The sequence below is a fragment of the Streptomyces sp. NBC_00234 genome (assembly GCF_036195325.1).
In the GTDB taxonomy this organism is placed as follows: Bacteria; Actinomycetota; Actinomycetes; order Streptomycetales; family Streptomycetaceae; genus Streptomyces.
Window position 1 is genome coordinate 7,680,484 of the sequence record NZ_CP108101.1, and the last position, 13,356, is coordinate 7,693,839.

The following is a 13,356-nucleotide window of genomic DNA, read 5'->3' on the forward strand; positions in this document are numbered from 1 at the left end:
CATGCCGGGCGTCAAGGAGCGGGCGGCCCCCACCGTCCCGCTCACCCCCCTCGCCCCGGAGGCGGAACGGCGCGGACGGCGCAACCTCTGGCCGTACGTACTGATCGCCCCCGCCGTACTCGGCATGCTCTACCTGCTCGTCTATCCACTGATACGCGCCGTACTGATCTCCCTCCAGGACTTCCGGCTCCGCCAACTCATCCTGGGCGGCGCCAAGTTCGTCGGAATCAGAAACTACGAGACGCTCCTGAGCGACCCCCGCTTCTGGGAGGTCGTACGGCGCACCTTCGTCTTCATGGCCATCTGCGTGGTGCTGATCCTGGTGATCTCCACCCTGGTCGCGCTGATGATCGAGCAACTCGGGCGGTTCGGCCGCACCGCGGTGCTCAGCGCCCTCGTGCTCGCCTGGGCGATGCCCGTCGTCGCGGCGACCACCGTCTTCCAGTGGCTCTTCCACTCCGAATTCGGCATCGTCAACTGGGCGTTGACCAGCCTCGGCTTCGACTCCTTCGACCGCTACCCCTGGTTCGCCAACGGCCCCGCGTCCTTCGCCATCCTGGTGATGCTGATCGTCTGGCAGTCGGTGCCCTTCGCCGCCATCACCCTCTACTCGGCGCTGACCACCGTCCCCGCCGAGCTGTACGAGTCGGCCCGCCTCGACGGCGCCACCGCCCGGAAGATCTTCACCGCCGTCACCTTTCCGATGATCCGGCCGATCTTCATGCTCATCCTCTCGCTCGAAGTGATCTGGACGTTCAAGGCGTTCGTGCAGATCTGGGTGATGACCCGCGGTGGCCCCGGCGACGCCACCACGATCCTGCCGGTGTACGCCGTCCAGACGGCCCTCTCCAGCCAGCGCTACGACCTCGGCTCGGCCGCCTCCATGGTCACCGTCGTGCTGATGTCGGGCGTACTCGTCTTCTACTTCCGCCAGATGTTCAAGCAGGAGGACGAGCTCCAGTGACCGTGACCCGCCCGCGCATCCGCCGGATCCCGCTGAACGCCGCCGCCGCCGTGACGGTCGTCGTCTGTCTCTTCCCCGTCTACTGGATGATCTCCACCGCGTTCAAGCCGTCCCGCGACATCCAGTCCGACAGCCCTCGGCTGATCCCGTACACCTGGACGCTCGACCACTTCCGCGAGGCGGTGCAGGCCGACGGCTTCGGACTCTTCTGGCGCAACAGCATCCTGGTGACCCTCTCGGCCGTACTCCTGGCGCTGCTCGTCGCACTCGGCGCGGCCTTCGCGGTGGCCCGGCTGACATGGAAGGGCCGCAGCCAGTTCATGCTGATGGTCTTCATCGCGCAGATGGCGCCCTGGGAGTCGCTGATCATCCCGATCTACATCATCTCCCGCGACACCGACATGCTCGACCGGCTGCCCACGCTCACCCTCGTCTACTTCATGATCACGCTGCCGTTCACCATCGTGGTCCTGCGCGGCTTCATCGGCACCATCCCGCCCGAGCTCGAAGAGGCCGCGCAGGTCGACGGCTGCACCCGGGCCGGCGCCTTCCGCCGGGTCGCCTTCCCGCTGCTGGCCCCCGGCCTGATGGCGACCTCGCTCTTCGGCTACATCACCGCCTGGAACGAGTTCGCGTACGCCAACTTCCTGATCATCAAGCAGCAGGACAGCCGGACCCTGCCGGTGTGGCTGTCCTCCTTCCAGAACACCTTCGGCACCGACTGGGGCGCCACCATGGCCGCCTCCACCCTCTTCGCACTGCCCGCGCTGGTGATCTTCCTGCTGCTCCAGCGCCATGTGACCTCCGGCTTCGCCGCCGGCGCCGTAAAGGGCTGACCCCCACGGACCCCCACGCGACCCGACCCCCGGAGGCCGACCCGTGCCCGCACACCGTTCCGACTTCCACCTCGTTCCCCGCCCCACCAAGATCTCGCCCAGACCCGGGCACTTCACGCTCGGCCACGACACCGCCGTACGCGTCACACCCGGCGCCGAGGCCGCCGCCGAACTGCTCCGCACCCTCCTCGCCCCGGCCACCGGACTGCCGCTGCCCGACTCGCCCGCCGGTCAGTTCGTCCTCGCCCTCGACCCGCAGCTCGGTGGCCTCGGCGCGGAGGGATACGGGCTCACCATCGGCCCCCACGCCGTGCTGCTGCGCGCCGGGAACCTCACCGGACTGCTGCGCGGCATGCAGACGGTGCGCCAACTCCTGCCCGCCGCAACCCTGTCGGAGAACCCGGCACGCACCGACCGGCTCCGCCTGCCCTGCGCCGAGATCACCGACGTGCCGCGCCACTCCTGGCGCGGAGCGATGCTGGACGTCGCCCGGCACTACCAGCCGGTCTCGTACCTGCGCCGGTACGTCGACTTGCTCGCCCTGCACAAGCTCAACGTGCTGCATCTGCACCTCACCGACGACCAGGGCTGGCGGATGCCCGTCCCCGCGTACCCCCGGCTCACCGAGGTCGGGGGCCACCGGGCCCAGTCCATGACCGGACCCGCGGGCAGCGACCTCTACGACGGACGTCCGCACGGTGGGTCGTACACCCGGGCCGAGCTGACGGACCTGGTCGGGTACGCCGCCGCGCGCGGCGTCACCGTCGTCCCCGAGATCGAGATGCCCGGGCACGTACGGGCCGCCCTCGCCGCCTACCCCTGGCTGGGGAACGACCCAGGGCGCCCGCTCGACGTGTGGACCCGGTGGGGGGTGTGCGACACCGTGCTCGCCGTCCACGACGACCGGGTCCTCGACTTCTGCCGCACCGTGCTCGAAGAGGTCATGGACGTCTTCGACTCGCCGTACGTCCACGTCGGCGGGGAGGAGTGCCCCACCACCGAGTGGGAGCGGAGCCCCGCCGCCCGCGCACGAGCCGCGGCCGAGGGGCTGCCCGGGCCACGGGCGTTGCACGGCTGGTTCATGGGACGCATCGGCGCGTTATTGGCGGAGCACGGCCGGACACCGGTCGGCTGGGCCGAGACCGGCACCGAACTCCCGGCGGAATTCACCGTGATGACCTGGCGCGACTCGGCCCACGCGTTCGACGCGGCCCGGCGCGGCAACGAGGTCGTCAACGCCCACTACCTGTCCACGTACCTCGACTACCCCCAGTCCGACGACCCGGGCGAACCGCCGGCCCAGCCGGGCGCCGTCGTCGACCTGCGCGCCGTGCACACCCACGAACCGGCACCGGACACGTGGGAGCAGGCGACGGCCGCGCGGGTGCTCGGCGCCCAGGCGCAGCTGTGGACCGAGTTCGTCACCACGCCCGACCACATCGAGTACCTCACCTACCCCCGGCTCTGCGCGCTGGCCGACCGCAGCTGGTCGGGCGCCGCCGACTGGAGCGACTTCATGGACCGGCTGCGGACGCACACCGCCCGGCTCGACAGCCTCGGCGTCACCTACCGCCCGCTGTCCCCCCTGTCCCCGCGGCCCCGCACGGCCGCGGCAGTACCGCCAGCACGACCACGTCCGAGCACCCCCCACCGTTCCTGAGAGGAACACACCTGATGAGACAGATCACGAGGAACCGGATACGCACCGCAGCGGCCACCGCCGTCGCGGCCGGCCTCTGCTGTGTCGGACTCGCCGCCCTGCCGGCCAGCGCCAGCGCAGCCGCGGACGGGCTCAGCGTGCAGTACCGGACCAGCGCGTCGGGCGCCACCGCCGACCAGAGCGAGCCGTGGCTGAAGGTGAAGAACACCGGCAGCACAGCAGTGCAGTTGAGCACGGTCAAGGTCCGCTACTACTTCAAGTCAGATACGGCGGCGGCCACCTACCGTTTCGCCTGCTCCTGGGCGGTCGAGGGCTGCGCCAACATCACCGGTACGTTCGGCACGCTCGCCCACCCGACCGCCACCGCCGACCGCTATCTGGAGATCGGCTTCACCGCGGGTGCGGGCTCGCTGGCCGCGGGCGCCGACACCGGTGACATGCAGCTGCGGTTCTACCAGTCCACCTGGCAGACGCTGAAGCAGAGCGACGACTACTCCTTCGGCGCCGGCCAGTCCTCGTACGGCGACTGGACCAAGGTCACCGCGACCCTCGGCGGCACCGCGGTATGGGGCACCGCACCCGAGGGCAACACGCCGGACCCCGACCCCACCGACCCGCCCACCGACCCGCCGGGCGACGGCGCCACGCTCTTCGACGACTTCAACTACACGAACCACACCGACCCGAAGATCTCCGCGAACGGCTGGAACGTCCGCTCCAACTCCGGTGGTCCCGGCGTCCCGGGCGCCACCTGGGCCCCCGAGAACATCACCTTCGCCTCGTCCGGCGGCAACTCCATCATGAACCTGGAGACCTCGACGGCAGGCACGGGCCAGTCCACGAAGCACACCGAACTCCTCACCAAGTCCATGAAGTTCAAGAACGGGACCTACGCGTCCCGGGTGAAGTTCTCCGACGCCCCGAAGTCGGGCCCCGACGGCGACCACCTGGTGCAGACGTTCTTCACGCTCAACGACCTGACCGCCCCGATGGCCGACGACTACGCGGAGTACGACTTCGAGTACCTGCCCAACGGAGGCTGGGGCGAGCCGTCCAACATCCTCTACACCACCTCGTGGGAGACCTACCGCCCCGATCCCTGGGAGGCTGTCAACCAGCACAGCGAGTCCCGCACCAGCTTCGCCGGCTGGCACGACGTCGTCTTCACCATCGACAGCAGCAGCATCAAGTACTACGTCGACGGGCAGCTGTTCGGCACCCATGACGCCACGTACCTGCCCGAGCGGCCGATGGGGATCTACTTCAACCAGTGGCTGATCGACCTCGCGGGCCAGACGAGCACCACGCCGCGCGCGTACGACCAGCAGGTCGACTACGTCCTGCACGTCAAGGACCAGGTGCTCACCCCGGCCCAGGTGAGCGCCAAGCTCGCTGCATACCGCACGGCGGGCACGACGTTCGAGGACACGGTGCCCGGAGTCTGACCCGACAGTCGATCCGGCAGCGGACACGCAGACGGACCGGGGTGGGTGCCCTCACGGCACCCACCCCGGTCCCGTGCTGTCGGGGAGGGGATCCGACCCTGCGGGGCCGTGCACCGGATCAGTGCCTCGTCCTCCGGAACGGCACGGGTAATTGACGGGTAATGGCGGGTGCCTAGCGTGCCGAGGCGTTCCCGATCCGAAGGGCCACGCGCAGCGGGCGCCCCCAGGAACGACAACGTCCCCCGACAACAACGGAGCTGATGTGTACTCATCCCCGACCACCGGCCGCCCCTGGCCAAGGACGCTCGCTGTCGCGGGCATCCTGCTGGCCACGGTCGCCAGTGCGCCAGGATCCCTCGCCGCCGCCGGGGTGAAACCGCCCGAGGCGACAGGCGTGGTCGGCGCCCCGGCGCAGAAGCCCGTGACGCGCACCTCCTCCGTCACGCTCATCACGGGTGATGTCGTCACGACCACGCTCGACGCCGGGCGCGTCAAGGCGGTGAACGTCTTCTCGGCGGGAGACCGGCCGACCGCCTTCCATACGTCGACCGGTGCCGACGGCGACCTCTACGTCTATCCCGAGGACGCCACCGACACGGTCGACTCGGGCCTCGTCGACCCCGAACTCTTCAACGTCAGTCAGTTGCTCAAGGACGGCCGCGCGGATGCGCGCACCGACGCGATACCGGCGCTCGTGGCCTACGCGGGCAGCCCGGGCTCGCCGGAACGGAGCGCGGCGGCGGAAAGCCTCCCCGCGAGCGGGCGCGAGGTGACACTGCCCCGTCTGGGCATGGCCGCGGTGACCGTGGAGAAGGAGGACGCCGCGCGCTTCTTCCGCGCCGTCCGGTCCAAGGCCGGAACCGAGGCCAGGACGCAGGAGAGGACGGCGCGGTCCACCGCCCCGGCCATCACCCGGCTCTGGTACGACGGCAAGGTGAAGGCGACCCTGGACCGGAGCACCGCGCAGGTCGGCGCCCCCGCTGCCTGGGCCGCGGGCTTCGACGGCAAGGGAGCCAAGGTCGCCGTCCTCGACTCCGGAATCGATCTGAACCACCCCGACGTGTCGGGGCGGGTGAGCCTCAGCCGGAGCTTCGTCCCGGGCGAGGACGTCCAGGACGGATTCGGCCACGGCACGCATGTCGCCGCGACCATCGCGGGGACCGGTGCCGCGTCCGGTGGAACGTACAAGGGCGTGGCGCCGGCCGCCGATCTGATGGTCGGCAAGGTCCTCAACAACAGTGGGGGCGGCGATTTCTCCGACGTCATGGCCGGCATGGAGTGGGCGGCGTCGGAAGGGGCCGACGTCGTCAACATGAGCCTCGGCGCCGCGGCGACCGCCGCCCGCGACCCCCTGACCGAGGCGGTGGACTCGCTGAGCGCGGCGACCGGCACCCTCTTCGTCATCGCGGCCGGCAACAGTGGCCCGGACGAGGTGACCGTCGCCACCCCCGCGAACGCTCCCTCGGCGCTCACCGTGGGCGCGGTGGACCGCACCGACGCGCTGGCGCCCTTCTCCAGCCGCGGCCCCAGGGTCGGCGACGCGGGCATCAAGCCCGAGATCACCGCACCGGGCGTGGGCATCGTGGCGGCCCGCGCCGCGGGCACGAGCCTCGGAGTCCCGGTCGACGCCCAGTACATCGCGATGAACGGCACCTCGATGGCCACCCCGCACGTGGCGGGCGCGGCGGCGATCATGGTGCAGCGTCACCCGGAGTGGACCGGGCAGCAGATCAAGGCCGCCCTCACCTCCCACGCGAAGCCGATCAGCGGCCAGACGGTCTACGAGCAGGGATACGGGCGGCTGGACATCGCCGCCGCCCTCGACTCCGACGTCTCGCTCGACGGCACGGTCGACTACGGCCTCGTCATGTGGCAGGACGGTACGTTCGAGAAGCGCTCCCAGCCGCTCCGGCTCGCCAACGAGGGCGGCGAAGCCGTGGAGTTGACTCTGGACCTGGCGGTCACGGAACGCGCAGGAACGCCTCTCCCCGCCGGCGCCCTCACCTTGAGCAAGGGCGACGGCACCGCGGCCACCACCGTGACCGTGCCCGCCGGTGGCAGTGCCGAGCTGACCGCGACGCTTGACCCGAACCTCGTCCCGGCAGGCCGCTACACAGGCGCGCTCACGGCGACCTCGCCGGACGGCCGGACCGTCCGCACCCCGGTCGGCTTCATCAAGGAGACCCCGCGGCGGGCCGTGACCGTCGACTTCAAGGACCGCCTCGGCAAGACCCCCTCCATGGTCGAGCTGACGGTCCAGGGTCTCGACAACACGTATGTGACGGGGCACCGGCTCCGCGGCCGGGACAGCTTGAGTCTGCGGCTGCCGCTGGGCATGTACTCCATCATCGGCACCCTGATCACCGACGACGCCGCCGGTATCGAGACCGTCGAGTACGCCACCGACGTGTTCGCCTTCCCCGAGATCGACAACACCCGCGAGCCACAGGCGCTCCACGTCGACGCGGCGCGGGCGAAGGACCTGGCGCTGGACGTCGTCGACGAGCAGAGGCCCCTGGAGGCATCGCACGTCACCCTGACGATGCAGCGCACCTCTCCCGGCGGCGCGACGACCCAGATGCGCGGCTACACCGACGTACAGGGCTCCTCCGACGAGAAGTACGGAGTCATCCCCAGCGGCGAGGCCGACACCGGCGAGTTCGTGCTCTCGACCTTCGTCGCCGTGCGCGAGCCGCTCCAGAAGCTGGCTGTCACCCGTCCTGTGCGCGAGGACATCGCGGTACGCGCCCCGGTCAACACCGCGCGATTCTCCGGGACGAAGAATCTGGGCCTGGTGGACGTGGGCGCGGGCAGCCGGGAGGAGATCGCCGCCGCCGACGTGCGAGGCAAGGCGGTCCTGGTGACCTCGGACAACCTGGTCGGAGTCACCGAGCAGGCACGGTGGGCCGCAGAAGCCGGAGCCGAGGCGGTCATCGCCGTTCCTCCTCGGGAGGGCCCGCGCGCCGGCTTCGTCGGCAGCGGTCTGACCATCCCCGTCACCGTCGCGGGTTACGAGGACGGCCGACGACTCGTCGAGCTCACCGCGCAGGGTGACGTGGCCGTGGCGCTCACGGGCGTGCACGAGTCCCGTTACACGTACTCGGCGCAGTACTACGACACCGGCGCGCTGCCCGCCAAGGTGGCGCGGCGGGCCTCTGCCGATGACTTCGTCACGGTCCGCAACACCTTCCATGCGGACGGGGTGCGGCGTGTGGGCTGGGAGATGCTCAACGCCTGGGGCCCGTACGGCATCCCGTCGCTCCAGACCGGTCAGGCGCTCGGCCAGGGCGGCACACGCGACGACCACATCCTCGCCGACAAGCGGGTCAGGTACCAGCAGTTGGTCACCCCGCACACCTCGTACGCGGCGCAGATGGTGAGCCCCGAGACCGTGTACGAGCGGCCGGGCCGCACCTACCGTGAGGACTGGTACGCCGCCCCGATGCACCCGTCGGCCCACACCGAACTCGCTTGTTCCTTCTGCCGAACGGACACCGGCGTCTTCTTCACCGCCAACTCCGGAGGCGACGCGGACCCGGGCCACGGGATCGTCGCCGGGCGGCTGCCCACCTGGACGTACTACCGCGACGGCGAGAAGGCGACCGATCTCGCCCACCTCATGGTTCCCGAGGCCGCGGACTACCGGGTCGTCCTGGACACCAGGCGCTTCGGCGACTACACCGGGGTGACCCTGGGCCCCTCGACCCGCACGGAGTGGAGCTTCCGCTCCCAGGCGCCGCGAACCACGGCGATCAAGGGCTGCGAGAACGTCGTCGCCGGGGCAACACGGTGCGAGCCGCTGCCCGTTCTTCTGCTGGACTACGCGATGCCGCTGAACCTCTTCAACGAGGCACCGGCCGGTCGCGCGTTCGACTTCACCGTCCGCACCTCCCGACCGCGTGGCTGGGAAGGCGATACCGCCCCGGCGGGCGCGAAGGTCTCCGTCAGCTACGACGGCGGAACGACATGGACGGAGGCCGGGACGCGGCGTACGTCCGAGGACTCCTTCGCGGTCACGGTCGACCACCCCGAACGCGCCGCGACGAACGGCTACGTGACGCTGCGGACGGAGGTCTGGGACCGCAGGGGCGCCCGCACGGTGGAGACGATCAACCGCGCCTACGCGTTGAGGTAGCCCCGTAGCGGCTGCCTCGCGCACGTACGACGCATGACGCCGCCCGGACCCGTTCGCTCTCGTCTGGCGCGTCGGGGTCAGTGACGCTGACGCGCCACTGGAATGTCTGTACGAGGCCCTACTCAACTGGAAGCCTTTCCCCCGGATCCACTCGCACGGCACCTGCGATCCGGAGTCAGCGAGCGCCCTGGACAGGGAGCACGCACGGCGAACCGCAGGGCGTATCCGCCTGCATGACGTCGACCGACGTGCAGGCGTGGGCGGTTCGCTACCGACGACCGCCGGAGGCTGCTCCCCATGGGGGTGTGCAGCCTCCGGCCCCCCTTTGCGTACAGGAGATATCACTTCCATGCACCGACCCATACTCAGAGCGACGACGGCCGTCGCGCTCGCCACGCTGATGGGCGCCACCGCCCCGGCAGCCGTCGGCGCCGACACCGACACTCCGAAGGCACCCCGGGTGAGTGCCCTGGGACCCACGACGTCGGCCGCCATCCACACCGTCCGCCTCGTCACCGGCGACACCGTCGTGGTCACCGGCACCGGTGCGGACCAGAACGTGTCCTTCCAGCCCGACGGGGACAGCCCCGAGGGCATCGCGCACATCGAGCAGACCGGTGACCAGATCACCGTGATCCCCGACGAGGTGCGCGCGCTCCTCGACGCGGGAGCCCTGGACCCCCGCCTGTTCGACATCGACGGGCTCATCGCCCAGGGCTACACCGACGGCGCCGAACTGCCGCTTATCGTGCGCGGCGCCACAGCGGACGTGGCGCTCCCGCCGGGTGCCGGGAAGGTGCGCAAGCTGCGCGCGCTGAAGTCGGCCGCGACCCATGTCGCTCCGTCCCGCACCGGCGCGTTCTGGTCGGAGCTGAGGTCGACGCGGAAGGGCGCCTCGGCCAAGAAGCTCGCCACGGGGGTCGAGAAGGTCTGGCTGGACGGCAAGGTCAGGGCCAACCTGGCCGACAGCGTCCCGCAGATCGGCGCCCCCCAGGCATGGGCGGCCGGCAAGGACGGCAGAGGGGTCAAGGTCGCCGTGCTGGACACCGGGGTGGACCAGACCCACCCCGATCTCGCCGGGCGGGTCGCCGAGGCCCGCAACTTCACCGAGACGGAGGACGCGGTCGACCACCACGGCCACGGCACACACGTCGCGTCCACGGTGGCGGGCTCGGGGGCCGCTTCGGAGGGGAAGAACAAGGGGGTCGCGCCCGGCGCGGAGCTCCTCGTCGGGAAGGTACTCAACGACCAGGGGTCGGGCAGCGACTCGTCCGTCCTCGCCGGCATGGACTGGGCCGCGCACAGCGGCGCCAAGGTCGTCAGCATGAGTCTCGGCACCAACGCCGCCTCCGACGGAACCGATCCGCTGAGCGCCGCCGTCGACAGTCTCACCGCCGAGACCGGCACGCTGTTCGTGATCGCCGCCGGCAACACCGGGCCCGACCAGACCACGATCGGAGCGCCCGGCGCCGCCGACGCGGCGCTGACCGTGGCCGCCGTCGACAAGCAGGACCGACTCGCCTCGTTCTCCAGCCGCGGACCGCGGCTCGGGGACAACGCCCTGAAGCCCGACGTCGCCGCGCCAGGAGTCGGTATCGTCGCGGCCCGTGCGTCCGGGACCACCATGGGCACGCCCGTCAGTGCGTCCTACACGGCGGCCAGCGGTACGTCGATGGCGACCCCGCACGTTGCCGGAGCCGCCGCCATCCTTGCCCAGGCCCACCCCGAGTGGACCGCGGCCGACCTCAAGGGCGCGCTGATGTCGAGCGCGAAGACGCTCGCCGGCGGGGCGTTCGCCGAAGGCTCCGGGCGCGTTGACGTTCCCGCCTCGCTCGACCAGACGGTCTGGGCCACCAACGCGTCCTTCGGCACCGTGGCGGCACGCGGATCCGCAGCGCCGATCACCCGCAAGGTCACGTTCCACAACACCGCCGACCGGGAGGTGACCCTCTCACTGGCCGGAGCCCTCACGCTCGACGGTGGCGCGGTCGCCGCCGGCGCGCTGACCTTGGGTGCCGACTCCGTGACCGTTCCGGCCGGCGGCAGCGCCGACGTCGACGTCACGGTCGCGCCCGACCTCGCCACCGCCTACGGGACGTACACCGGGACCGTCACGGCCACGGGGGAGGGCGTCACCGCGCACGCCACCGTGGCTCTGAACCGCGAACAGCCCACGGTGAAACTGTCGTTGAAGGCCCTGATGCCCGACGGCAGCCCTGCCACCGGCTCCAGCATGATCACGCTGCGCGATCTGACCGACTCCGGCCCGCCGGCCTTCATCCGCATGGGCGCCGACGGGGTGGCCACGGCCCAGGTGAGGCCCGGCCGTTACACGATCTTCGGCCATCTCCGTAAGGGCGGTGACCTCGTCACCTTCGGGCTGCCCGACATCGAGGTCGGCGACCAGGACGTCTCCGTCTCCGCGGACGGCCGTGACGCCCGGCTCATCGAGGCCCGGACACCCCTCCGCAGCGAACTGCGCAATCTCAACCTGTCGGTGGGCCGTCGCTCCGCGGAGCAGGCGACCGGAGCCTCCTCCACCTTCGTGCTCGGCCGCGCCGGTGCCGGGCACCAGTGGGCTCTGCCGAGCGCGAAGCCCAAGGACGGCACCTTCGGGACGAACGTCAACTGGATTCTGCAGGCCCCGCCGATCGTGGCCAAGGCGCAACTGCCCGATGACCTCGTGGACCTGCGGGCCGAGTCGTTCACCTTCTCCGGCCGCTTCGACGGAACCCGCCGCCTGGACGTCGCCGATGTCGGCAACGGTTCCGCCGAGGAGCTCGCGGCAACCGACGTCAAGGGCAAGCTCGTGATGGTCCGGCGGACCACCAGCACCGACGTGTACACCGTGCTGCCCGGGCTGGTCGAGGCGGGCGCCGCAGCGGTCATGGTGGTCAACACCGTCGACGAGCGGCTCCCGGGTGCGTTCAGCACCACGGTGCCGGTCTTCGGCGTCCCGAAGAACAAGGGTGACCTGTTGGCCGAGGCCCTCACCCGGGGTCCGGTCGACGTCAAGCTGACCGTCGAGAGCAATCCGTCGTACCTCTACGGCTTTGTGCGCGGTGAGGCGGACGGCATTTCCGCCGATCAGACCTTCGATCCGGACAGGAGTCAGCTCGCGGACATCGCCGTGAAGACCTACTCCCCGGCGGCGAACCCCGATGACATCCGCAACAGCCAGGACGGCTGGATGGGCGTCAGCAACGTCTCCGGGCGGGGCAGCGGGTCGTTCGCCCAGATGTCCTTCGGTACGACGCAGCACGTCTATGTGAACGCCGAGGACGCCAAGTGGCAGCGCGTCGTGGTGCCGGGCAGCAACGGTGCCTCCATGGTCTCCATGCTGCGGCCGTTCACGCCGGGCGAGGAAGTGACGGAGGAGTGGTTCAAGCCGGTGCAGCGCCCGACGTCGCCGGTCGACGTGTACGCTCCCGCAACCGGCATGACGCCGTCGAGGAACGACGAGGAGATGCTCGTCCAGATCCCCGCATGGGCCTCGCCGGACGGCCACTTCTACGAGGGAAGCTCCATGGCGGAGGGCGATGTGGACGAGTTCCGTGTCTACCGCGACGGCACTCTCCTCGGCACCGCTCCCTACCCGTACGCCTCGATCACCGGACTGCCCGCGCAGAAGTCCCGGTACCGCTTCGAGCTGGACGCGAAGCGCACGCAGGAATGGTGGCAGGCGAGCACCGAGACGCACACCGCCTGGACGTTCGACTCCGCTCAGCCGGAGGGTGTCGACTGGCACACGCTGCCGCTGCTCCACGCCGACTACGACCTCCGAGGCGTGGCCATCAACAGCTCGATCACGCCGTCGGTCACCCGCAAGCTCACCGTCTCCTTCCGCAGCGCCGACGGCACGCGGTCGCCGCTCCGGACCGCGTCCGTCGAGGTGTCGTACGACGGCGGCAAGACCTGGCGCCACGCGTCAGCCGAGACGACGTCGCAGACGGCGACGGTGCAGCTGAGGGCTCCGGAGGGGGCGGCGTCCGTCTCCCTCCGAGTGACGGGCGAGAACGTCGCAGGAAGCCGCATCGAGCAGACCGTGATCAACGCGGTACGCGTCGCGAAGTGACCTAGGTCGTGTCCGCAAAGTCTCGTCTGGCCGGCGGTGTCTGGCACGCACTCTCGCGGCGTTGCCGAAATGCCCGAGTAGCTCCGCTACAAGGGCACTCCGGCGCCTTGCGAGAGCACGCACCAGACGCCGCCGGCCCCACCCTTCGGGTGGACGACGATACTTTGCGGACACTCCCTAGCCGGACGTCGACACCGCACGGAGAACGCTCGGCCATGAACGGGGCCGGACTCCGGTGATC

The 13,356-nt window shown here is 70.5% G+C and carries 6 protein-coding genes; all 6 read left to right on the forward strand.

The window, feature by feature from the left end:
* Position 1: 1 nt before the first annotated feature.
* The 6 genes from OG230_RS33650 to OG230_RS33675 all read left to right on the forward strand — a co-directional run bounded on the left by OG230_RS33650 (position 2) and on the right by OG230_RS33675 (position 13,115).
* On the forward strand, positions 2-964 hold the full coding sequence (locus OG230_RS33650) for a carbohydrate ABC transporter permease (RefSeq protein WP_328907538.1): 963 nt from the start codon (positions 2-4) through the stop codon (positions 962-964).
* Positions 961-1,800, forward strand: coding sequence for a carbohydrate ABC transporter permease (locus OG230_RS33655; RefSeq protein WP_328907539.1), 840 nt, complete (start codon positions 961-963; stop codon positions 1,798-1,800). Before OG230_RS33650 ends, OG230_RS33655 begins: the two co-directional genes overlap by 4 nt.
* A 43-nt stretch (positions 1,801-1,843) precedes the next feature.
* Positions 1,844-3,460, forward strand: coding sequence for a beta-N-acetylhexosaminidase (locus OG230_RS33660; protein WP_328907540.1), 1,617 nt, complete (start codon positions 1,844-1,846; stop codon positions 3,458-3,460).
* A 14-nt stretch (positions 3,461-3,474) separates the two neighbouring features.
* Entirely contained in the window at positions 3,475-4,905 is a 1,431-nt protein-coding gene (locus tag OG230_RS33665) for a cellulose binding domain-containing protein (RefSeq protein WP_328907541.1), read from the forward strand.
* Positions 4,906-5,167: 262 nt separating this feature from the next.
* The gene (locus OG230_RS33670; RefSeq protein ID WP_328907542.1) at positions 5,168-9,040 is read left to right on the forward strand and encodes a S8 family peptidase; all 3,873 of its coding nucleotides are present in this window, start codon (positions 5,168-5,170) and stop codon (positions 9,038-9,040) included.
* 349 nt (positions 9,041-9,389) lie between these two features.
* On the forward strand, positions 9,390-13,115 hold the full coding sequence (locus OG230_RS33675) for a S8 family serine peptidase (RefSeq protein ID WP_328907543.1): 3,726 nt from the start codon (positions 9,390-9,392) through the stop codon (positions 13,113-13,115).
* Positions 13,116-13,356 lie beyond the last annotated feature (241 nt).

What these genes read in the sequence shown, in the direction of transcription:
- OG230_RS33650 (WP_328907538.1), top strand. Translation starts at nt 2, where the DNA reads ATGCCGGGCGTCAAGGAGCGGGCGGCCCCCACCGTCCCGCTCACCCCC.
- OG230_RS33665 (WP_328907541.1), top strand. Translation starts at nt 3,475, where the DNA reads ATGAGACAGATCACGAGGAACCGGATACGCACCGCAGCGGCCACCGCC.
- OG230_RS33675 (WP_328907543.1), top strand. Translation starts at nt 9,390, where the DNA reads ATGCACCGACCCATACTCAGAGCGACGACGGCCGTCGCGCTCGCCACG.